Raw genomic sequence first — 21,351 nt, 5'->3', positions numbered from 1 at the left:
CCTCTACCACAGGTTGGGTAGAGGTAAATAGTTTGGATTAGTATAGGATTAGGGGAATTGCTTAGAAATTCAAATGAAAAATTGATTTTAGAAGTCTTGTGCAATTAGTGGTCTAGGGTAAGCATCAACTGCATTATCCTGAACAGCTGGTGCAGCTACTGATGATAAGAATGCAACAACTGCAATAATAGCTAAGAACTTTTTCATAATAAGATCCCTCCTAAATGAGAATGTTTATTCAATAATTCAATTGCTAACCTTAGGTAAAAAGATGACTTCTTGTACATTCTTTGCTCTTCTAGAATGTCGGCTAAAAACATAGAGTATCTTATCACATATATATGTTCTTTCTTATCTTGGAAAAACGGAATAGCTTCATTTTCCAAGTAACTCTCAAGTTCTGAATCTTTTCTGATAAGTTTAGAAAAGACTTCAAAGTGTAATTCAAATTCTTTATGAGGGTAATCATATAATATATTCTTCCCCTCATTAATCCATTTAAGGCAACCTGTTGTATCTTTCATCCTGTAGTGCTCTACTATTAACCCCAAGATGGTAGTTAGAAAATCAAGGTTCTGATATTTTGAATTTGAATCATAGTATTCTAGGCTTTTCTCGTAGTTTTCTATCGCAGCCTCGTGATTCTCTATTCTCGATTCAAGTGTGCCAATGTTTATAAATACCAATCTTAATTGATTTTTGTCTCTTGTTTGTAAAGCAATTTTTTTAGCTAAATGTAAGTTTTCAAGAGCTTTGGCATAGTTTTTTAGCCTGCTATAGTTGATTCCTTGTAAGATGTGACAATCAGCACTCTTGGCTAAATCATAATGAGATTGGTAAATCTCTAAAGCTTGATTCACATAGAAAACTGAAGCTGAAATATGGTTTGCCTGGCTAGTGCTTAAGGCAAGTAAGTAATACAAATCACTAAATTCCCAGTTTTCTGGGTTAATAGAATTGCTGATGTGCTTTGATTGCATCAGCTCTTGGTAAGACTCATCAAAATCCCCACGATAATACTTTAATAGTCCAGTACATAAGTGATAATAAAAAGCCATTTTATTATCGAACGTATCTCTAAACTGCTTGACATCTTTCCATGCCTTATAAGCCTCCTCTATCTCACTTTCTAAAAGCAAGTAGCGAATGCGGAAAAGCTCGAAAAAGATATACAAATGATGATTATCGTGCGTTTCCTTCTGCTGAAGAAGCTCGTCTTTTAACGTACGGGCTTTTTCTTTGTCTTTAAAAACGATCGCTTCATACCATTCCTTCAGCTTTTCCTTAGAAGGATGACTGTTGGAGGAGTCATGAAAGTCGAGTCCAAGACGTTCATAAAGGAGTTCAAGCACCTCGAACGTTGGAACCGTTTGATCGTTTTCGATCTTAGAAAGGTACGCGGGTGAGATGATTCCATCGGCAAGCTGATTTTGTGTCAGACCTTGCTTAACCCGGTGAAATCGAAGTACTTTGCCATATTCCATTTTTTAACACACCTAGTCGATCAACTATGAATTGCCAGCGACTTGCTCTAGCAAATCTATTTTTAGAATACATGTTCGTCTAGTAAATTTCAACTAGATTGACAGGTTTCCCAAGTTGCCTCTTTTTTTCCTCTTTAAGGGGCATTTTCAACCCCAACTTTCCCAGACACGTATTCAGAAAATTGTGATACGTTAAATATGCGTTAAAAAATTGGGAGGGATTAGATGAAATGGAAAACAGTTGTGGCGACTTTTGTACTAGGAACTAGTCTAGTATCAGGTGGAACAGCGGCGAGCGCGGATACCTCGCTGAATGTCGACCTGGACAAAGGTACTTCACATTTTATTAAGAATCATCTTGAAGCGAAGAATGTCATGTCAGAAAAAGGGGTTAAGCAGTTCTTTAAAACGAACGAAGACTTACTTAACCTTAAATATGGCAGAGACCTTAAACTATTAAGTTCTGAAACAGATGAACTTGGAATGACACACTATGTATTCCACCGTGTGATTCAAAACGTTCCGGTCGCTAATTCAAAAATTGTCGTACATACAGATAAAAGTGGAAATGTTACGGCAGTCAATGGAGAGTTCCATAGTGAAGCTCCTGAGAAGGTGCGTCAGTTGAAAGACTTCAATAAACATCAGGCGGTTGACTACGCTTGGGATCATATTGATGTCGACAGAGTAGAAGCTGATAAAGTTCAGAAGAGTGAACTAGGAGAAGACTTTCATACATTGACGGAGAACTCGGACCTCGTCGTTTATCATGAAGACGGGGAATATACACTTGCATATCACGTAGAGCTCCAATTTTCACAGCCTTACCCAGCCAACTGGCAGCTGTACATCAACGCCGAAACGGGCGAAGTGCTGAAAGCAGCAAATGTGCTTCATGAGGCGACGGGTACAGGGACAGGCGTCTTAGGTGATACGAAAACCTTAAATACGTATGCTTATAACAATACGTACTATTTATTTGATACGACAAAACCGATGAGTGGTGTCATCGAAACATTCGATAACTACGGTGGTCAATACAGCAGCCTACCTGGATATTATGTAACCGACACAGGAAATACCTTCTACAGCGAGCGCCAAAAAGCGGCTGTTGATGCCCATTACTATGCAGGAGAAGTGTTTGATTACTTCTACGATACGTTTGGCCGTGAAAGCTATGACGGAAATGGTGCCGACATTCGTTCGACCGTACACTATGGATCGAATTACAACAATGCAGCATGGACAGGCAATCAGATGATTTACGGAGACGGCGATGGGTCAACATTCACCTACTTATCAGGAGCGGATGATATCGTAGCCCATGAATTGACGCACGCTGTAACAGATACGACGGCTGAGTTGATTTATGAGAACCAGTCTGGTGCATTGAATGAATCGTTCTCAGATGTATTCGGCTACTTTGTCGACTCTGAAGACTGGTTGATGGGCGAAGATGTTTATACTCCTGGAGTGAGTGGAGATGCCTTACGCTCCCTATCCAACCCAAATGCTTACAACCAACCTGATCATATGGATGAGTACCAGAACCTTCCGAACACTGAAGCTGGTGACTGGGGCGGGGTTCACATCAACAGTGGAATTCCTAACAAAGCCGCATACTACACGATCAACAGTCTTGGAATGGCTCAATCCGAACAAATCTATTACCGTGCTTTAACCGTTTATCTAACACCTAGCAGTAACTTTACAAGTGCCAAAGCGGCGCTTGAGCAATCTGCGCAGGACCTTTACGGATCTTCTGCAGCAAGTGCTGTGACACAGGCGTGGAACAACGTTGGGGTTTATTAATTAAGCTGAACAGGGAGGAGAGACAATGGTCTCTTCTCTTTTTTTGTAATCATAACCGAGTAAAGAATGACAATTCAGGGTATAAAAGGTATAGGAAAAGTTACGACTACCAAGATTGGCATCTTACATTGGTTATGAAGGAGGAGTTATGTGTGAGTCTTAACGTCACACAAAAGTTAATCAAAGATCACTTAGTAGAAGGGGAAATGAAGCCCGGCTCGGAGATTGGGTTGAAGATTGACCAGACACTCACTCAGGACGCGACCGGTACGATGGTGATGCTGGAGTTGGAAGCGATGGGGATTTCTCGTGCGAAGACAGAAGCTTCTGCTCAGTATGTCGACCACAACTTGATTCAGGAAGACAGCAAAAACCCAGATGATCACCTGTTTCTTGAAAGCGCCGCCAATCGATTCGGATTATACTTCAGCCGCCCGGGGAACGGTGTGAGCCACCCTGTACACATGCAGCGACTTGCAAGACCTGGCAAAACACTATTAGGTTCAGATAGTCACACCTGTGCGAATGGGTGTATGGGAATGCTCGCGATGGGAGCAGGTGGGATCGATGTCGCCATGGCCATCGCAGGGGAGCCTTTTTATGTGAAAATGCCGAAAGTCTGGGGCGTTAAAGTAACAGGCAAACTTCCAGACTGGGTCAGTGCCAAGGATGCCATTTTGGAGATGTTGAAACGTCATGGTGTCAAAGGTGGAGTCAATCACATCTTTGAATATTACGGGCCAGGTCTCGACAACTTAACCGCCATGGACCGTCACGTCATTGCGAACATGGGAGCTGAGCTTGGCGCAACGGGGACCGTTTTCCCATCTGATGATGAGACGAAGCGTTTTATGAAGTTGCAAGGGCGAGAAGATGAATGGATTGAATTGAAGGCAGATGATGGTGCCCAGTACGATGTACATGATGAGTTGGACTTATCCACTGTAGGACCAATGGTCGCCAAGCCTTCCAGCCCGGGAAATGTCGTTCCAGTGGAGGAAGTGGAAGGCGAGTCGATTTATCAGTCTTACATCGGCTCATCAGCAAACCCAGGGTACCGTGATTTTGCCATCGCATCGAAGATTGTGGAGGGGCAACACATTGCGGACGGAGTCTCGTTTGACTTGAACCCGACATCCAGGCAGATGCTGATCGACCTATCGCAGGAAGGACACATCGCGAACTTCCTACAGGCAGGAGGAAGGCTTCACCAAGCAGGGTGTAACGGATGTATCGGAATGGGGCAGGCACCGGCAACCGGACGGAACAGTCTGCGTACGACTCCACGTAACTTCCCGGGTCGTTCAGGAACGAAAGAAGACAGCGTATTTCTATGCAGTCCGGAAACAGCGGCTGTCAGTGCGCTGCACGGAAAAATCACCGATCCGAGAAAAGCCGGTTTCGATTATCCGGAGGTGCAGGAATTAGATCAGCCGACTGTGGATACGAAGCTGTTGGATGCTCCTCTTCCAGAAGAGGAAGCGAAACAGGTTGATCTTGTAAAAGGGCCGAACGTGGCCTCGATTCCTGAGATGGATGAGCTTCCTGATGAATTGGAAGTCCCTATTTTGCTGAAAATGGGAGATGACATATCGACAGATGAAATTCTGGCCGGTGGTGCACGTGTGCTTCCATACCGAAGTAATCTACCTGAAATCAGTAAATTCACATTCGAAATTGTTGACGATACGTACTATGATCGGGCCATGGATATTCGTGACGAAGGAGGTCACGCCGTTGTCGCGGGAACCAACTATGGGCAGGGATCGAGTCGTGAGCACGCCGCTCTAGCTCCGAAATACCTTGGTCTGCGTGTGGCTATTGTGAAAGACTTCGCTCGTATTCACTGGCAGAACCTCGCTAACTTCGGCGTACTGCCATTAACATTCACGAACGAATCTGATTTAGATCAGCTGGAGCAGGGAGACGTGCTTGTCTTCCATGGCTTAAGAGAAAGCATTAAACAGTCCAATACTGTGAAAGCTGAAGTGAAAGGGAAAGACAAGACATTGACATTCGAACATGCGATGTCAGAGCGTCAGATTGAAATTATGCAAATGGGTGGTTTGATTAACTGGGTCAAGAACCGTTTAAATGACTGAAGCATAGAAAAGAACCGTCTGCTGTGAGACGGTTCTTTTGTTTATTTCTTCGTATTTAATGGTTTCAGGTCCTGTTCAATCTCTTCTCTTTTATCTTCAAGGAATGGGGGAAGAGCTAATGTTTCTCCCAGACTCTCGACATCTTCATCGGTTGCAAACCCGGGGCCGTCTGTCGCAAGTTCGAATAGAATGTGGTTGGATTCTCTGAAATAAAGGGACTTGAAGTAATAACGATCGACTAGTCCGGAATTCGGGAATCCGGCTGCCTGAATCTTCTCGTGCCACTTCTTCAATTCTTCTTCATCCTCTACCCTGAAAGCGACATGGTGGACGCTGCCTCGACCGGGTTTTTCACGAGGGGCATCAGGAAGCTCTTCGAGATGAACTTCAGCTCCTGTTCCGCCTTCTCCAGTGGAGAACACTTTGAATTGATCATATGATCCAGCTTCGGAAAAACCGAGTACCTCCGTCAGCACTTTCTCAGTTGCAGGCAAATCCTGAACAGATAAATAAACAGGACCCAGCCCCTGAATGCCGTATTCAACAGGAACAGAGGAACGATTCCAAGGAGTTCCTGATGCTACGCCGGAATTGGTTTCATCGGATACGAGCATCAGACGCTGCTCTTCGTGGTCGCGGAAAGCAATCGTTTTTCGACCCATACGTAATTGAATGGAATCGTGGGCAATGTCATTGTCTTCGAAACGCTTCTTCCAATAATCCAGAGCTTGATCATCTTTGACACGTAGTGAAGTCGTAGAGATGCTCTGATTTCCATAATACGTATGACCCGCGCGATCGATCTCAAAGAAGGTCAAGTCTGTGCCCGGGTTCCCCTTTTCATCTGCATAGAAAAGGTGATACATCGATGGTGCGTCCTGGTTAACGGTTTTCTTTACTAATCTCATACCTAAAAAATCCGTATAGAATTTATAATTTCGTTCTGCATCAGCTGTTATGGCAGATACGTGGTGGATACCTTTGAGGTTCATCATTATTACCTCCTGTTATATTATCTTGAATTCAAGATAATTATATGGTGTTGGAACCATATTGTCAATTCCTTGGCTTTACACCCATTCTCCCTTTTTCTCGAATGGAAAAATAAACGTCTCTAAGGACTTTGAGTAGTAAGTCATGGGCGGCTTCTTAAATAGCCTGGAGGGTAGGAAATCCATCAATTGATTGGTATATATGTCGGCCTCTGCTTTCTGTAAGGACCAGTTCTTATGATAAATAGGGCCTTTATAGACCGAATTCCCCCGGGTCACCCATAGGCAATACCGCTCAGTGAGCCAGTAAATCAATGAGCCGGGCTCAGATGGTATGGGGGGAGAGGTTGTAAGAAAGCTTGCATGGAAGTGGGCAGTAGGATAGCCTTTATGAGTACGCCTGCTTACATAACTAAAGCGACTGGGAGTTTGTTTCAACTGAATACTTGCATGTACATAGGGGAGTCCGAACAGTGTGCGGGCTAGAAAGACACCAAGAGGGTGGTTGGCATCCAGCGTTACAAAATAGACACCAGGTTCTCCTTTAAATGTGACATACGTCCGCACATTTAACTCAAGGAGATGATTTCCGAATTGAACGGGTGGCATTCCTTTGAAGTGGATGTGATTCATTCTGAACGGAACAACCGCAATCCACGCTTGTCCATCGTAAAGGTCGAGTTCGAAGGCTTTGGGTATATGGGGGCGTAACATCTCTTCCGGAACCGGCCAGTGCATAAATACGAGTTCTTCCCATGTCTGGTGCATAATCCATTTCTCGGGCTTCATAGTGACACTCCTTTATAAGAGTGTTCTACCCATATTTTCAAGAAAACATGCAGGGAGATGTGGCGTAGGTGTGAGGAGGTTAGTCTTGAGCTGTAGTGGGCTCTCTTTGTTCTCTATTCATCATTTCCTTTTCCAGCAATTCAATAAATTCATAGTCCAGTTGCAACTCTCGTGCTCTATACAGGGATACCACGAGAAGGTTATCGTTTAACTCGTGCAGGATCATCAGGAAGCCCTCCTTTGAAAGCTAATCTCTTAGCTGGGTCGCAGCGGTTGCCGCTCCTATAATTTTTCCGTTCGGGTCATACAAAGGCTGAGCGAATACATCATATTGAATGAGTCCTTGAGAAAGGGGGAAGGAAATGTATTCCCTTAGGATCATTTCTTCTTCGATGACTTTTCTCTTAATGGCGACTAATGCCAAAGTACCGGAGTTTTCATCCAGCTCGTCATCCCTTTTTCCGATTACAGGACCCATTTTGAAGTCCGGATGAGGGTTGAACATCCAAGTATAACGCAAGTTCATGTCACAATGAGCGACGACGATGGGTGAATTCATCAACGCGGATTCAAACGGTTCGCTCAAGTGATCAGAAAAAAATAGAGACGGATTAATGTGTAAGAACGATGCAATCTGAGTGGCGACGGCCATACTGGGATTCCTGGTACCATTTTCTATTTGGGCGTAATAGGCTCGATCAATATGAGCCCCGGCTGCGATCTGCTGTTGTGTGTAATTTTGTTCTTTTCGTAGTTTAACGAGCCATCTTCTCAACTTTCTTCACATCTCCTACTAATGGTGTTTCGGTTTTGACTAAAAAAACAGTGCTGTAAATTAATAAATTCGTCCTAGTTCGAACAATTCCTTGTGGCACATTGCAACATTATCATCATTTATTATAAAAAGTTTATTATTATTCCAATATAGTGTCTGAACGTTGCCATGGTGGGCTTCCTGACAGGTGCATTCTATCAAAGATCGAGAAAAAAAGAAAAGGTCTTCCCAATGATCGTTACGTCTGATATTTTTAGTAAGGAATTGAAGGGCTTAAAATGAATGGAAGGTGATAGAGAGTGGCATGGGAACTATTAAATATACTAGCTGTCAGTGCATTCGCATTTAGTGGGGCTATTGTCGCATTAAATGAGAGGTATGATATATTTGGCACATTTATTTTGGGGATAGCTACTCCTTTTGCCGGAGGAATTATCCGAAATATTGCATTGGATGTGCCAGTTGTGCACGTTTGGGAGCAAGGATACCTACTTTATGTAGCTTTCATTACAATCAGCATCGTCTATTTTTTTCCGAAAAGCTGGGTCATGTCCTGGGATCGATGGAACATTTATCTGGATGCGATTGGGTTATCTGCATTTGCCCTTCAGGGAGCGGCTTTTGCGATTGATAGTGAATTCCCATTAGGTGGAATCATCTTTGCAAGTATACTTACAGGCGTTGGGGGCGGAGTCACCCGAGATGTGTTGGCGCAAAGAAGGCCGATGGTATTGCATCAGGAAATTTACGCAGTATGGGCGCTCGTCGTAGGATTGCTTACAGGTCTTGGTATCATTGACCTTGATCACGTTATTCAAACGTATGTCCTATTTGTTGGTATTGTAGCATGTCGTGTGCTTTCGTACCATTTAGGATGGCATTTGCGTTTTCGAGATATGTACAGGTTATAAAAAAACATCCCGCTCCAAAAGGAGCAGGGATGTTTTTTAGAATCTGAACAAGTCACCGGACAAATAACGCTCTCCTGTGTCTGGTGCGATGCATACTACAACTTCACCTGGCTTCTTCTGCTTGGCTACTTGGATAGCTGCCCAGCAGGATGCGCCGCAGGATGTACCTAACAGCAAACCTTCTTCTCTCGCAAGTCGGCGGGTAATGTCATAGGCATCTTCGTCTGTCACTTGGAAAATCTCATCATAGACTTCCTGATTCAAAATATCGGGAATGAAACCCGGGCTCGTTCCCACAAGCTTGTGCTTCCCAGGCTTTCCACCGGACAGGACAGGAGAACCTGCAGGCTCTGCGACATGTACGGTTACGTCTTTGTAATGCTTCTTCAATTCTTCACCCGTACCTGTGACGGTTCCTCCTGTTCCAGCAGTGGCTACAAAAGCGGAAAGGGGCTTACCGATCTCATCCATAGCTTCGATGATTTCTGTGGCTGTCGTGTACCGGTGGGAGTCAGGATTCGCCTCGTTCTCAAACTGCATCGGCATAAATGCGCCGTCGATTTCCTTCACGAGCTCTTTCGCTCTGGCGATTGCTCCAGGCATTTTCTCATCTCCTGGTGTCAATTCGATTTCAGCTCCATAGGCTTTTAGGAGATTGATTCGCTCTTGGGTCATCGTATCCGGCATGACGAGAATCGCCCGATAGCCTCGTGCTGCGGCATTCATGGCAATACCAATTCCTGTGTTTCCGCTCGTCGGCTCGATAATGGTTGATCCTTCTTTCAGCTTTCCGTCCTTTTCTGCCTGGACCATCATATTATAGGCCGCTCGGTCTTTCACACTACCGCTTGGATTGTATTTTTCCAATTTCATATAAATATCCGCTCCGCCTTCTGGGGCGATTCGGTTCAATTTCACAAGTGGGGTGTCTCCGATTAGATCGGCAATGTTATCGACAACACGCATGATCTCACATCCTTTACTTTCATTCATAGTGTTATTTTATCACAGCAGCCTTGCCTATTTCACCTTAGGGGCTTAGGAAGGGAATGCGTGATTGGGGTACTGATCAGGCTCACGCATAATTACGAACACAAAAAAACCGAACGCATCACGCGTTCGATTTTGTAGAGGCTGAAACTTTACTGTCCCAGCCTCTTTAAAAGTTAGAAGTTCTTCTGTACGACTTTTTGAGCTAAGTGGAAAGAGTCTTTCGGTACGGAAACTTTAAAGGCAAGTTGGTTGGCATTTAAGTTGAACCGATCGACCCTGACATCAAACTGGTTAGGTGTGTCCATCTGAGTGACTGCGACATAGATGGTTTCTTCGTTCGGGTTCACGATGACCCACTCCGGGAAATTATAATTATCTTCTACGAATTCAAGTACCTTTTTATTCGGTAAAGGCAGCTGACCTAACGAAATACGCTCTTGTTCAAGAACCAAGTCACCATTGTCCTGTACCACAGGGTTCAGCTCGACTTTGATCGGAATTTCCTGATCGAATGCCCGGATGTTTCCCGTTAACATGACATTATTTTCGAGCGTGATGGAATAATCGAAAATGGTCTGACTGGAGAGCTCTCTCAAATATTCGTTTGTCAGTTGCTCTAAGTTTTCTTTCGTTGAGACGATGGTAAACTCGGCGTCCGACGTGTTTTTCTCCTTATCAACATTCACTAACGTGTAGGAGGAAGGGAGGAAAATAAGAGTCAGCAGCCAGATTACAATGCCCAGATTTACTAAAGCCAGGATAAAAAACGATGTACGCCATTTGTTCTCCAAAAAGAGTCGTTTCATTTTCTGCATTCCGCCTTATCGTTCAATCTCTTCTTTTATATATTGTAACACGCGCTCGGCAATTCGTTTATACCCTCTCTCATTTGGATGAAAGCGATCCTGTTGCCAGAGTAAATCCTCTGCGTTGTTAGAGAATACATCACGGATGGGAATGAAACTTGTTCGGTTGAAGTCGTCGACCACCCGTCTGCTGATTTGGTTCCAGTCACTTGTAATCCTTCCGAGTTCAGGAATGTTCTGGAAATAATCCTCGAAAGGGTTGTACAAGCCGATTAAATAGATGGAGGCGTCTGGATTGGTCTCATTTACGATTTGAAGAATTTCTCTTAGACGCTCCTCGTAACCTTGCTGGGCATTAACAAAGGCTTGGTAATTCAAGTCCGTTATATTGTTCTCTACCACTTCCATGACGTCATTCGCTCCGATTGTAATCAAGACGAGGTCCGCCTGTTTAATCGATTCCGTCATTTCTTCCTCATTTTTCAGTCTTCTTAACAATTGATCGCTTCGATGTCCGTTTTTACCGAAGTTATCGATTTCCACATCACCGGAGTTTGGGTTGCTCTCAAACGTTTGTTGCAAAATACCTAAATAACCGCCTTGTCCGGTTCCATCACCGATTCCTTCTGTCAGAGAGTCTCCGAGAGCTGTAATTTGAAGGTCTTCCCGGATGAAAAGGTCCTTTGCGCTCTCAATCACACTTGTAAACACATCACGAATGCCGTCCCCGATAGAGGGTTCTCCTTCTTCAGGAGGTCCATCTATAACCGTCTCGTCCTCAGAAGGTTCCCGGGTTTCCTCAGACTCCTCAGCAGGGAAAAGTGGCTCCGGCTCTTCCTGATTCTCAGAGGAAGGCTGAGTTGTATCATCAGGCGAATAGATAAAGGCCGCCGTTATAAAGAATCCGATGGTTATGGTTAATAAGACAGAAGCGATCCATCTCCATGCTTTCATTTGGGTCACCCCTGATTGTTATAATTCCGCTTACTAATAGTATATGATGGTTCCACGCATTGGGAAAATAAAAACGTGTTATCGTTATTCTATCATTTTCCTTATATAGACATACGCTTATCGATACGGTAACTTGAGGGTAACAGTCAATTTTTTTTGTGAAGGAGGGGCAGTTGATGGACAGCACGATGACGATTTCTGTTCGAGACTTGATGAGCTACATCTACCGAGCCGGTCATATTGATAATCGGTTTCGTTCCAATACAACCTTAGTCGAAGGGACAGCCATTCATCAGGACGTACAAAAAATGTATGAAGAGGGCGATGAGAAAGAAGTTGCACTTGAACATACCTTTACCCGTGAACAGTTGACACTCCGCTTACAAGGGCGCTGTGACGGCCTTCTTCAGTCGGATCATGGACCTGTCATTGATGAAATCAAGTCCACGGCCAGGGATTTGGATGAACTGGATGAGGACAGTGATCCAGTCTACTGGGCTCAGGCGAAGGGCTACGCCTTTATCTATGCGGATCGTGAAGACCTGGAGGAGATTCAAGTTCAACTGACGTATGTTCAGAAGCAGTCTAAAGAGAAGAAGCGGTTTTTGAAAACTTTTTCTAAAGAAGCGTTAACGTCCTTTATAGATGAATGTATCGATCAATACATGTCTTATGCAAGAATCATTCTGCATATTCGTGAACAAAAGCAACATTCCATTCCGGATTTATCGTTTCCTTTTCCGAGTTACCGGGAAGGACAGAGGAAGCTTGCGGGAAGTGTTTATCGAACGATTCAGGAAAAGCGGGACTTATTCGCCCAGGCCCCTACTGGAATCGGAAAGACGATCTCGACTCTCTTTCCAGCTGTGAAGGCGATGGATCTTGAAGGTATGGAGAAAATCTATTATTTGACCGCGAAGACGATTACAAGGACAACCGCTGAAGAGGCGCTTCAGTTTATGGGGGACAAAGGGCTGGTCCTTCGTTCGGTGACGCTTACAGCAAAGGATAAAATCTGTTTTCAAGATGAAACGATCTGTCAGCCGGATTACTGTGAATTTGCAGACGGGTATTATGACCGGATAAATGAAGCGCTAGTCGATATACTCATGAACGAAACGCTTCTATCGAGACCGGTCATCGAGTCCTATGCGAAAAAACATAAAGTGTGTCCATTCGAATTTTCACTGGATCTAACGAATGAGGCGGACGTTATCATTGGTGATTACAACTACATCTATGATCCAAAGGTGTCTTTAAGAAGGCTGCTTCCCGATCAAAAGAAAAAAACGACGCTTCTTGTGGATGAGTCTCACAACTTAGTGGAAAGAGCCAGGGAGATGTACTCTGCTCATCTGCCTGAACGTGAGTTTCTGATTCTGAGTGAAGATTGGGAATACGAAAATGAACGTCTCTCAAAGGCAGCCGAGGCGATCTATAAAGACTTGGTCCGACTCAGAGGAGAGGCATCTGAATCATTTGTAGTGGAAGATCTGCAAGGGGAATGGGAAGAATCGTTAGAGCGCTTCCTTGAACAAGCGGAGCGGCAATTGCAGAGTGAACCAGTTGACGATCAGTCCGAGCACTTGCTGGATGTTTATTTTACAGCCCAGAGCTTTCTGAGGATTCTTGAATTAGTGGATGAACATTTCAAAGTGATTGGGGATATAAGCCAAGGGGAATTCAACGTCAAGCTCTTCTGCCTTGACCCTTCTCATGTTCTGAGTGAAACGACTAAAGCGTTCAGGTCCTCTGTATTCTTTTCTGCAACTCTATCTCCTTTTGGATACTACAAGGATATGCTTGGTGGAAAGAAAGACGATTATATTTTACAGCTCCCATCGCCTTATGACTCTTCGCAGATCGATTTAGTCGTAGCTCCCTTATCGACACGGTACAAAACGAGGGAACAGACGGCTGGAAGGCTGGCAGGTCTGTTATATGAACAGGTGAAGAAGCAGAAAGGAAATTATCTGTTTTTCTTCCCGTCTTACCATTACATGGATCTTGTCTATCAGCATTTTAAACAATATGAGGCGGACGTCGCTGTTCAGGAACAAGGAATGGACGAGGATAGGAGAGAGGATTTCCTCTCGCAATTCGTTCCTGGAGGAGAGCTCGTCGGATTTGCAGTGCTCGGTGGCATCTTTTCAGAGGGTGTCGATTTAAGAGGGGATCGATTGAATGGGGTGGCCGTTGTCGGAATCGGACTTGCTCCGAGAAGCCTTGAGAAAGAATTGATCAAAGATTATTTCCAGGAAAAAGGCCGCAACGGGTATGACTACGCGTATGTGTACCCGGGGATGAACAAGGTGCTGCAAGCGGGAGGACGTCTCATCCGTTCCGAGTCGGACCAAGGCTCGATCCAACTGATTGACGACCGTTTCCTCACTCCAAGGTACACGACGCTTCTGCCTGAAGACTGGGGCGATTACCGAATTGTGAAGTAGTGTCATTTCCCGGGAAATGATGTCGGAAAAGGTACTGAAAAACAACACCGCTCCTAATGGGCGGTGTTGTTTTTATAGGCATTCCAGTACATTTTCACAGAAATGAAGCATCTCTTCACGGTGTTCTTCTTTGATTCTATAGACGTCAAAGATGATATCATCAATTTCTTGATGGAGCTGTTCAGTCGAGTACTCAGGGTTCTCTTTTTTCTTTTCGACTAATGTTTCAGCTTTCTTGACGACTATTGATTTCTGTTCTTCAGAAGGGCGGATGTATGGAATCTTCTTAATGTAGCCAGAAGTCACCATATTTGTTCGATTCAATACTTTCCGCAAAATGTATTTGACCAGGCTGCTGTTCAGTAAGCCGAGCAGATAATACAAATCTTCCTGCTTATCAGGAAACAAGTTCGCGTTGACTCCGAATAAACTTCCTTTTGGAAGATAGGAGGCAGAGAACTTCACCCCCATTGAGGAGCAGGTGATTCCTTCTTGATAGAGATAGGAAGGGTTACGGATTGTGAACTTCTTTTCATTTTGACTGAGTGACCTCCAGTCTTTGTGGATATAATGCTTGGGCGGGTAATACCACCCATCTTTCGCGCCTCCGTTTTTGTAGAAAGGAATCCAGTCTTCTGCGTCTGTAATTTCGTCCGCCTTGCGTAAGAAGCGTCCATCATTGCCGGTTGAGACTCCCGTTTTAATAGGTACAATGTGTTCTAACGGTTTATAATGGGATCGGAAGAGTTCAAGCACTTCCTCCGGCACATTAATTGCAAAATTATAGTTTGGCAGTTTCTTAAAAACGGTTTGAGGCAGGTATTGAACACTCGTTTCTGGTGGGTTTTCGTATTGCTGATAGGTTAGTCGGTCCACTAGTCTTACAGTATGCCCATCTTTCGCAGGGGCTTTTTTGATTGTCAGGATGGAAGTCCGAACGTCTGCTTTTCCATGATGAAACAATCTACGTGGAGCCAGAATCACTTCTTGAATTTCAGAATGATTTAATAAATAGTTTCTAAAGTGTTTATAATAAACATTCGTTAAGAAAGAATCCTGGACGATCATAGTAAGAATACCGCCCTCTTTTAACAACTGCAGCCCTTTATAAATGAACAGGGAATACATGTTATGCACACCGATATCTTGGAACTGTTCAGCCAGAACGTCTCTGTTTTCTGTGAAGTACGAACTTTGACGTTTTGATTTATAGGGAGGGTTGCCGATGATGGCATCGAATCGATTCGTGCCTTCTGCTTTCAGAAAATCCTGATGTGCATAATGGATCCCTTCATATTGTGCTGGAATGGCAGGGTCGACATCATAGGCATGGATTTGGGATGGTGTGTAACCTGACTGTACCAACGTTCGAACGAAGATTCCATCACCCGTTGAAGGGTCTAATATTTGAGGTTCTTCATGTTGGGATTCCAGGTGTCTGCTTACCGTGTTGACCATGTAGTCCACGGTTTCCTGGGGGGTACTGTACTGCCCCATAGCTCGTTGAGGAGATAACATCCAAATCCCTCCATTTTTTATGTATACACTAATATATTTGTAGGAAAATGTCACTATAATAGTGGTTTTTATCTATTAAAATTTTCTTTAAAAGTAAATAAAAAGGACTAAAGGAGATGATGATTATGGCATGGGTGAAACCTGTTCGCCTAACAAATTATAAGGATACGTATGAGGGTAAGTCGGCTACGGTGTTCGATCGACTGCTTGCCAATCACCAAGGAACGTATGAAAGTTTCCTTCCTCTTCAACGTGCAATCAAAGAGACTTCATTGCAGGAAGATCTGCGTGAGGTGATCATAACGTTCGTTTCTATGAAAAATGGTTGTGAATACTGTACGAAGAGCCACTCTGAAATCCTGAAAGACCTTGTCAATCAAACAGATATTCTGGACTGGTTATCAAATTATCAGCATTCCGACATGTCGGATGAGTGGAAAGCCGTGTTAACATACGCGGATCGCTTAGTTGCAAAGCCTGTTCAAGTGACAAAAGAAGATGTAATCCGTTTGAAGGATCTTGGGTTTTCTGAGGAAGAAGTTGTCGAAATCAATCAGACGGTCGCCTATACTTCCTATACCAACCAACTATCGATAGGGCTTGGCCTGTAATAAAAGAATTCATTATAGCGTTAACTTTTGTTAACCGCAAAAAAATATAGTTGACATTATGATTCTCCTTCCAGTAGTTTATAAGTAAGACTTGTAAACTGGAAGGAGATTTTTATATGGAAAAGTCACGTATGACAGCTTATGATTTGGCGTTGGGAGCCTTGTTTGTTGCTTTAATGGCGGTTGGGGCAAATATTACATATATTGTTCCTTTTCTGACCGTTTTTGGTGTGCCGTTGACGTTGCAAACCTTTTTCGCCATTTTAGCTGGAATTATTTTAGGCAGCCGTCTTGGCGCATTTTCAATTATTGTATATACGATTCTAGGATTGGTTGGGGCCCCGATCTTTGCTTCGTTTCAAGGTGGACCTGGTATCATCTTCTCCCCAACATTCGGATTTATACTTTCTTTTACAGCGATTGCGTTCTGCGCGGGAAAAGTTGCGGAGATGAAACGAAGCTTGAATATCTACATTGCGGCAGCGCTTGTAGGAACAGCCGTCAATTACTTGATTGGTGTCAACCTGTTCTATGCTGCGATGAATTTCTGGATTGAAGGTGGGGGCATCAACTATGCTATCGCCTGGTCGAGCATGGTCCCTTTCTTAATTAAAGATGTCGTACTGGCTGTCGTGGCAGGGGTATTTGCCTATCGACTGGAGAAGTCATTCCTGCACCGAACGCCTTTGAGACAGGCGAAAGCATCTTAATGAGCTTCAAGCCGTCTTCCTTCTGTGATCCCTGATATAATGGAATCAACTTACAATAGGAGGGCATGCTTTGAAGCGAATCAGCTGGTTGTTGTTCCTATTCTTTGCCGCGGGGTGTCAGTCATCTCCAGAAGTAGATGGGAGTATGGAGGTTCTTGCAGATGAATTACGCTCTCCGTGGGATTTAGAGATTTACGGTGAAGACTACTTCATCTCTGAACGTGAAGGAAATGTAGTGACGGTGGCTGATGGTCAAGTGAACAGAGCGCCGCTCCAAACGTCTGAAGAGATTGTTCAAATCGGTGAGGGAGGGCTGCTCGGGTTTCACCTTCATCCAGACTATGAAACGAACAACCTGGCTTTCGCTTATCATACCTATGAAGACAACGGACTCAAGAACCGGGTTGTACTAGTCGAGAATCAGGGATCAGAGTGGATAGAGATCGAGTCTGTTTTAGAGAATATTCCGGGTGCTCGTTTTCACAACGGGGGGAGAATCGAAATGAGTCCGGACTGCTTTCTTTTCGTAACGACGGGAGATGCTCTTGAAGAAAACACAGCTCGGGACTTAAGCTCTTTATCGGGTAAAATTCTGAGAATGAACATGGATGGCCGTGTCCCTTCTGACAATCCGATCAACAATTCATACGTGTACTCTTATGGTCATCGTAATCCGCAGGGGCTTGCCTGGACTGAGGAGGGGCAGCTGTATGCCTCTGAGCATGGGCCGGATGCTCATGACGAGATCAACAGAATTGATGCAGGCGCTGATTATGGGTGGCCTGACTATGTCGGGGATGAGCACGATGATTCCGTAACAGCTCCCCTTTTTCACACAGGAACAGAGACGTGGGCTCCTTCTGGTATCACCATTTATGAGGATCAGTTGTGGATTGCCACTTTGAGAGGGACAGCCCTTCGTACCCTTTCGCTTGAGGGCGGAAATCCTGAGGTGGTCACGGAGCAATATGGCCGCATCCGGGATGTTGTAGAACAGGAGGGGGTGTTGTTCTTTATAACGAACAACACAGATGGACGCGGGTCCCCCGCTGACAATGATGATCGACTTGTTCGGTATTCTCCATAGAAAAAAGGCAGGTGCTGTGCACCTGCCTTTTTTTAGTATTCTATGAAACTCTACCTATCCTTCTTCTGAAATATGCTTGCCGTGTACGAACGCCATGATGGCGAATACGACGAAGGCGATCAGAAGAACGGTTCCCCCGACGATGAAGAATACAGTGTTGAAGGCGCGCATGCCTTCAATCGGCTGAGTGTAATAAAGCCACATTCCAACCGTTAGTCCGAGTACACCGAAGAAGGAGCTCCAGACGTGCACGACCGAAAGTTTGGAATCTTTCGGAATCGTAAAAACGCGATAATAAATGGCAAAGGCAAACAACGACAGCCAACCGACAACGAGGATGTGGGCGTGAATAGCGCTGAGCTGTAATCCGCCACCGCCTGCCATGTGAGAACCCATAAACGCTCCGATTAATGCGTAAATAGCCGCTACTCTAACAAAAAAGCGCGTGCGATCCATATGAACGACCTCCTACATAATTAAACGTAACCTACTCTATTATATCGAAATGGAAATAGGAAAACATTTCTCTTACTGAAATTTCGCAAAACGTTCACCCGTTTGGATTGTTTCAGTCTCTCCTGTATGATGATGGTGAAGGAGTGATCGTATGGAACAAAGATTGAAAGATTTTTCAACTTATTTGAAAGATAACCAAATAGATGTCGCATTCATCAACTCACCCGAAAACTTTTTCTACTTAACGGGCTTTTCGACAGATCCGCATGAGCGACTGCTCGGGCTGGTCGTTTTCCCGGATAAACAGCCGGTAGCCGTTTTACCTGGAATGGAGAAAGGTCAGTTGAAGGACGCAGGCTGGAAGCACGAGATCGTTGGTTACGCTGACCACGAAGATCCGTGGGCGCTTCTTAGCGAAAAGGGAGTCAATCAAGCGGAGACAGTCGGGATTGAGAAGGAAGTGCTCTCTTATGGGCGCAGTGAATCCTTTACCTCCTTGTTCGATAAAGTCGATGTAGCGGATATCGAACCCGCGCTTAACGAAATGCGCGTTGTAAAAGACGAGCAGGAAGTGGCGATCATGCGTGAAGCGGCCGAGCTTGCGGATTTCGGTGTGAAAGTCGGCGTTGAATCACTACGCGAAGGCGTGAGTGAGATGGAAGTGCTTGCTATGATTGAATATGAACTGAAGAAGAAGGGCGTTTCTCAAATGTCATTCTCCACGATGGTTCTATTCGGAGAGAAATCAGGATCCCCGCACGGAAATCCTGGAGACCGTACGCTTAACCCTGGAGACTTCGTTCTGTTTGACCTCGGTGTTGTATGGAAGGGATACACTTCTGACATCACGCGTACATTTGCTTATAAGTCAGTTTCTGATGAACAACGTAAAATTTACGAGACGGTCAAAGCAGCGCTCGATGCTTCCCTTGCTATCAGTAAACCTGGCACGCGCATAGGCGACCTTGATCAAACGGCACGTGATTTAATTACGGAAGCTGGTTATGGAGACTTGTTCCCTCACCGTATCGGACACGGGCTCGGAATCAATGTCCACGAGTTTCCGTCTATGAGTCACCTGAATGATGGTGTGCTGAAGGAAGGCATGACCTACACACTTGAACCGGGTATTTATGACCCTGAAATCGGCGGAGTGCGCCTTGAGGACGATGTGCTGGTCACAGAAGATGGGTATGAAACGTTAACGAAAACACCAAAAGAATTACGTATTGTCGAATAACAGGAAAGAGTCGCTGATAGCGGCTCTTTTTTTAACTGTCGAAAAAAGTAGGGGACTAGTTCTGTTACAAATGAGGTGGGCAGTGGGGTGGAAAATAGCTCGCTTTCCGGCGGCGGACGCCGAGCTAACTCAGGCTAAAGCCTGAGTGGATCTCGCCGTGGTCCGTGCATCCCGCAGGAGTCTCGCCATTTTCCACCCCACTTTACGCAAGTAGTTGGAACAGAACCGTACAGGGGTGTGGAGGCCGAACGTTATTCTGTGCAATCATTGCCTTTTTGGGGATGGTTGCTTAAGAGGTGCCATCTACACCTGATAAAGGTGTGGGCGGAACAACGTGACTTATCGGACGCCCATGGAAAGCGAGTTGATTCGTCAACACCGCTTCTCAAGTTCTCAAGCTTTGAGAAAACAGCTTGGACTTTCTCGACACTCTGAGGAAAGAGTCGCTCATTGCAGCGGCTCTTTTTTTGGTTCTCATGATTGTGCAAGGTGGAAATGCTCTTATACGCCTCTGGTCTTAGTTCAAAATATAGCTCAGGCTCATTACGACAAAATCTGATTCTCGGTAAGATGAAAATAAGAAATCAGCAAGGAGGGAAAAATCGATGAAAAAATTTCTGTTATTTCTCGCAGGCTTAGTGGCACTAACGATCTTACTTGCGAACCTTGGTCCCATGATCCTGCTTGGTGTAAGCGTCTGGTTGCTTTATGTCGTGTTCAAACAGTTTATGAAAAGTGAGTCGACAGCAGGCAAAATCGCCTGGGTCGTGCTTGGCTTAATCATCTTAAGCGTAGCTGTATCGAACATTTACGCTGTCATCGGTTTAGCGGCTGCTTACGGCCTGTACTGGATTTATAAAAACTGGACAGGCAAAAAAGAAACAGTCACCAAATCAGATGATCCATTCACGAATTTTGAAAGACAATGGGCAGATCTTAACAAATAAGAATAGGGAGAGATGAATCAATGGCTAACATATTTACTCGTATGAAGGATTCCATCACAGCAGACTTGCACAGCGTTTTAGATGAAAAGGAACAGAAAAACCCTGTTGCCATGCTGAATCAGTATTTGCGTGAAAGTGAGAAGGAAACGGAGAAAGTGCGTAAGCTTGTCGAGCGCCAGTATCGCTTGAAGGACGAGTTCACCCGCGAATATCAGAAGGCTGAGGATATGGCAGAGAAGCGTAAGCGTCAGGCGGAGATTGCAGAGCGTGCCGGCGAAGAGTCGATGCATGCATTTGCTTACCAGGAGCAGCAGGAATACGAAGCGAGAGCGGAACGTTTGAAAGCGTCCAGACAGGAAGCCATCGAGCAGCTTGAGACATTGGAACGCAAGTATGAAGAGATGAAGCACAAATTGAAGGACATGCATCTGAGGCGGATGGAACTGATGGGAAGAGAGAACATCGCGAGAGCACATCACCGTATGAATCAAGTGATTGAAGATACAGCGGACAAGCCTTACTCCCGCTTTTCTGAAATCGACCGCTACATTGAAGACTTGGAATACAAAGTGAACAGCGCTTATTACCGGAACACGTTCGATAGTAAGATTGCGAAGCTTGAGAAAGATATGAAGGATACAGACAACGTTACAGTGAATTAAGGAATCATGGTATGATAAAGGCGCAGTAATCTGCGTCTTTATCTGATTTTGC

20 protein-coding genes are annotated in these 21,351 nt (G+C 44.7%); 10 read left to right on the top strand and 10 right to left on the bottom strand.

What is annotated here, in order from left to right; all coding sequences use genetic code 11:
- Window positions 1-203 precede the first annotated feature (203 nt).
- Window positions 204-1,484: a helix-turn-helix transcriptional regulator gene (locus tag LCM20_RS11335; protein ID WP_225195567.1), complete on the bottom strand. Its 1,281-nt coding sequence runs from the start codon at window positions 1,482-1,484 to the stop codon at window positions 204-206.
- A gap of 225 nt (window positions 1,485-1,709) precedes the next feature.
- Here LCM20_RS11335 and LCM20_RS11330 point away from each other — a divergent pair, with 225 nt between their 5' ends.
- Window positions 1,710-3,296: a M4 family metallopeptidase gene (locus tag LCM20_RS11330; protein WP_225195566.1), complete on the top strand. Its 1,587-nt coding sequence runs from the start codon at window positions 1,710-1,712 to the stop codon at window positions 3,294-3,296.
- 152 nt (window positions 3,297-3,448) lie between these two features.
- Window positions 3,449-5,398: an aconitate hydratase gene (locus LCM20_RS11325; protein ID WP_225195565.1), complete on the top strand. Its 1,950-nt coding sequence runs from the start codon at window positions 3,449-3,451 to the stop codon at window positions 5,396-5,398.
- A gap of 41 nt (window positions 5,399-5,439) precedes the next feature.
- Here the strand turns inward: LCM20_RS11325 and LCM20_RS11320 are convergent, their stop codons facing one another.
- The 4 genes from LCM20_RS11320 to LCM20_RS11305 form a co-directional block, all read right to left on the bottom strand.
- A complete protein-coding gene (locus tag LCM20_RS11320; RefSeq protein ID WP_225195564.1) occupies window positions 5,440-6,390 on the bottom strand; it encodes a ring-cleaving dioxygenase in 951 nt (316 codons plus the stop codon).
- Window positions 6,391-6,468: 78 nt separating this feature from the next.
- Window positions 6,469-7,179, bottom strand: a complete 711-nt coding sequence (locus tag LCM20_RS11315) for a YqjF family protein (protein WP_225195563.1) — start codon at window positions 7,177-7,179, stop codon at window positions 6,469-6,471.
- 79 nt (window positions 7,180-7,258) lie between these two features.
- A complete protein-coding gene (gene sda, locus LCM20_RS11310) occupies window positions 7,259-7,405 on the bottom strand; it encodes a sporulation histidine kinase inhibitor Sda (protein WP_412097998.1) in 147 nt (48 codons plus the stop codon).
- Window positions 7,406-7,426: 21 nt separating this feature from the next.
- Window positions 7,427-7,954, bottom strand: coding sequence for a helix-turn-helix domain-containing protein (locus tag LCM20_RS11305; protein WP_225195562.1), 528 nt, complete (start codon window positions 7,952-7,954; stop codon window positions 7,427-7,429).
- Window positions 7,955-8,253: 299 nt separating this feature from the next.
- Between LCM20_RS11305 and LCM20_RS11300 the strand changes: the two genes are divergently transcribed.
- Window positions 8,254-8,865 (top strand): trimeric intracellular cation channel family protein, encoded by a 612-nt coding sequence (locus tag LCM20_RS11300; protein ID WP_225195561.1) that lies wholly within the window; start codon window positions 8,254-8,256, stop codon window positions 8,863-8,865.
- A 36-nt stretch (window positions 8,866-8,901) separates the two neighbouring features.
- Here LCM20_RS11300 and cysK read toward each other — a convergent pair whose 3' ends face one another.
- The 3 genes from cysK to LCM20_RS11285 form a co-directional block, all read right to left on the bottom strand.
- A complete protein-coding gene (gene cysK, locus LCM20_RS11295) occupies window positions 8,902-9,831 on the bottom strand; it encodes a cysteine synthase A (RefSeq protein WP_225195560.1) in 930 nt (309 codons plus the stop codon).
- Window positions 9,832-10,031: 200 nt separating this feature from the next.
- Window positions 10,032-10,664: a YpmS family protein gene (locus LCM20_RS11290; protein ID WP_225195559.1), complete on the bottom strand. Its 633-nt coding sequence runs from the start codon at window positions 10,662-10,664 to the stop codon at window positions 10,032-10,034.
- A gap of 15 nt (window positions 10,665-10,679) precedes the next feature.
- Entirely contained in the window at window positions 10,680-11,618 is a 939-nt protein-coding gene (locus LCM20_RS11285) for a GDSL-type esterase/lipase family protein (RefSeq protein ID WP_225195558.1), read from the bottom strand.
- Between the two features lie 176 nt (window positions 11,619-11,794).
- On the opposite strand from LCM20_RS11285, the gene LCM20_RS11280 reads away from it, so the two are divergent.
- The gene (locus tag LCM20_RS11280) at window positions 11,795-14,068 is read left to right on the top strand and encodes an ATP-dependent DNA helicase (protein WP_225195557.1); all 2,274 of its coding nucleotides are present in this window, start codon (window positions 11,795-11,797) and stop codon (window positions 14,066-14,068) included.
- 72 nt (window positions 14,069-14,140) lie between these two features.
- Here LCM20_RS11280 and LCM20_RS11275 read toward each other — a convergent pair whose 3' ends face one another.
- Window positions 14,141-15,586 carry an Eco57I restriction-modification methylase domain-containing protein gene (locus LCM20_RS11275; RefSeq protein WP_225195556.1) on the bottom strand — a complete coding sequence of 482 codons (1,446 nt, stop codon included), beginning with the start codon at window positions 15,584-15,586 and terminating at the stop codon, window positions 14,141-14,143.
- 125 nt (window positions 15,587-15,711) lie between these two features.
- Here LCM20_RS11275 and LCM20_RS11270 point away from each other — a divergent pair, with 125 nt between their 5' ends.
- From LCM20_RS11270 to LCM20_RS11260, 3 genes are all read left to right on the top strand, one after another.
- Window positions 15,712-16,197: a carboxymuconolactone decarboxylase family protein gene (locus tag LCM20_RS11270; RefSeq protein ID WP_225195555.1), complete on the top strand. Its 486-nt coding sequence runs from the start codon at window positions 15,712-15,714 to the stop codon at window positions 16,195-16,197.
- A gap of 116 nt (window positions 16,198-16,313) precedes the next feature.
- Entirely contained in the window at window positions 16,314-16,907 is a 594-nt protein-coding gene (locus LCM20_RS11265; RefSeq protein WP_225195554.1) for a biotin transporter BioY, read from the top strand.
- A 70-nt stretch (window positions 16,908-16,977) separates the two neighbouring features.
- Complete coding sequence (locus LCM20_RS11260; RefSeq protein WP_225195553.1) at window positions 16,978-17,994, top strand: PQQ-dependent sugar dehydrogenase; 1,017 nt, start codon at window positions 16,978-16,980, stop codon at window positions 17,992-17,994.
- A 54-nt stretch (window positions 17,995-18,048) separates the two neighbouring features.
- Here LCM20_RS11260 and LCM20_RS11255 read toward each other — a convergent pair whose 3' ends face one another.
- On the bottom strand, window positions 18,049-18,450 hold the full coding sequence (locus tag LCM20_RS11255; protein ID WP_225195552.1) for a hypothetical protein: 402 nt from the start codon (window positions 18,448-18,450) through the stop codon (window positions 18,049-18,051).
- Window positions 18,451-18,601: 151 nt separating this feature from the next.
- Here LCM20_RS11255 and LCM20_RS11250 point away from each other — a divergent pair, with 151 nt between their 5' ends.
- From LCM20_RS11250 to LCM20_RS11240, 3 genes are all read left to right on the top strand, one after another.
- Complete coding sequence (locus tag LCM20_RS11250; RefSeq protein WP_225195551.1) at window positions 18,602-19,690, top strand: M24 family metallopeptidase; 1,089 nt, start codon at window positions 18,602-18,604, stop codon at window positions 19,688-19,690.
- Between the two features lie 605 nt (window positions 19,691-20,295).
- The gene (locus LCM20_RS11245) at window positions 20,296-20,637 is read left to right on the top strand and encodes a flagellar basal body rod protein (protein ID WP_225195550.1); all 342 of its coding nucleotides are present in this window, start codon (window positions 20,296-20,298) and stop codon (window positions 20,635-20,637) included.
- 20 nt (window positions 20,638-20,657) lie between these two features.
- Complete coding sequence (locus LCM20_RS11240) at window positions 20,658-21,299, top strand: PspA/IM30 family protein (protein WP_225195549.1); 642 nt, start codon at window positions 20,658-20,660, stop codon at window positions 21,297-21,299.
- Window positions 21,300-21,351 lie beyond the last annotated feature (52 nt).

The sequence above is a fragment of the Halobacillus litoralis genome (assembly GCF_020171725.1).
GTDB classification, from domain to species: domain Bacteria; phylum Bacillota; class Bacilli; order Bacillales; family Halobacillaceae; genus Halobacillus; species Halobacillus litoralis_F.
This window is presented reverse-complemented; position numbering and strand designations above follow the sequence as displayed.

Excerpts from the sequence above, each read along its gene's own strand:
- LCM20_RS11335 (WP_225195567.1), bottom strand. The coding sequence starts at position 1,484 with ATGGAATATGGCAAAGTACTTCGATTTCACCGGGTTAAGCAAGGTCTG.
- LCM20_RS11330 (WP_225195566.1), top strand. The coding sequence starts at position 1,710 with ATGAAATGGAAAACAGTTGTGGCGACTTTTGTACTAGGAACTAGTCTA.
- LCM20_RS11320 (WP_225195564.1), bottom strand. The coding sequence starts at position 6,390 with ATGAACCTCAAAGGTATCCACCACGTATCTGCCATAACAGCTGATGCA.
- LCM20_RS11315 (WP_225195563.1), bottom strand. The coding sequence starts at position 7,179 with ATGAAGCCCGAGAAATGGATTATGCACCAGACATGGGAAGAACTCGTA.
- sda (WP_412097998.1), bottom strand. The coding sequence starts at position 7,405 with ATGATCCTGCACGAGTTAAACGATAACCTTCTCGTGGTATCCCTGTAT.
- cysK (WP_225195560.1), bottom strand. The coding sequence starts at position 9,831 with ATGCGTGTTGTCGATAACATTGCCGATCTAATCGGAGACACCCCACTT.
- LCM20_RS11290 (WP_225195559.1), bottom strand. The coding sequence starts at position 10,664 with ATGAAACGACTCTTTTTGGAGAACAAATGGCGTACATCGTTTTTTATC.
- LCM20_RS11285 (WP_225195558.1), bottom strand. The coding sequence starts at position 11,618 with ATGAAAGCATGGAGATGGATCGCTTCTGTCTTATTAACCATAACCATC.
- LCM20_RS11280 (WP_225195557.1), top strand. The coding sequence starts at position 11,795 with ATGGACAGCACGATGACGATTTCTGTTCGAGACTTGATGAGCTACATC.
- LCM20_RS11275 (WP_225195556.1), bottom strand. The coding sequence starts at position 15,586 with ATGTTATCTCCTCAACGAGCTATGGGGCAGTACAGTACCCCCCAGGAA.
- LCM20_RS11270 (WP_225195555.1), top strand. The coding sequence starts at position 15,712 with ATGGCATGGGTGAAACCTGTTCGCCTAACAAATTATAAGGATACGTAT.
- LCM20_RS11265 (WP_225195554.1), top strand. The coding sequence starts at position 16,314 with ATGGAAAAGTCACGTATGACAGCTTATGATTTGGCGTTGGGAGCCTTG.
- LCM20_RS11255 (WP_225195552.1), bottom strand. The coding sequence starts at position 18,450 with ATGGATCGCACGCGCTTTTTTGTTAGAGTAGCGGCTATTTACGCATTA.
- LCM20_RS11250 (WP_225195551.1), top strand. The coding sequence starts at position 18,602 with ATGGAACAAAGATTGAAAGATTTTTCAACTTATTTGAAAGATAACCAA.
- LCM20_RS11245 (WP_225195550.1), top strand. The coding sequence starts at position 20,296 with ATGAAAAAATTTCTGTTATTTCTCGCAGGCTTAGTGGCACTAACGATC.
- LCM20_RS11240 (WP_225195549.1), top strand. The coding sequence starts at position 20,658 with ATGGCTAACATATTTACTCGTATGAAGGATTCCATCACAGCAGACTTG.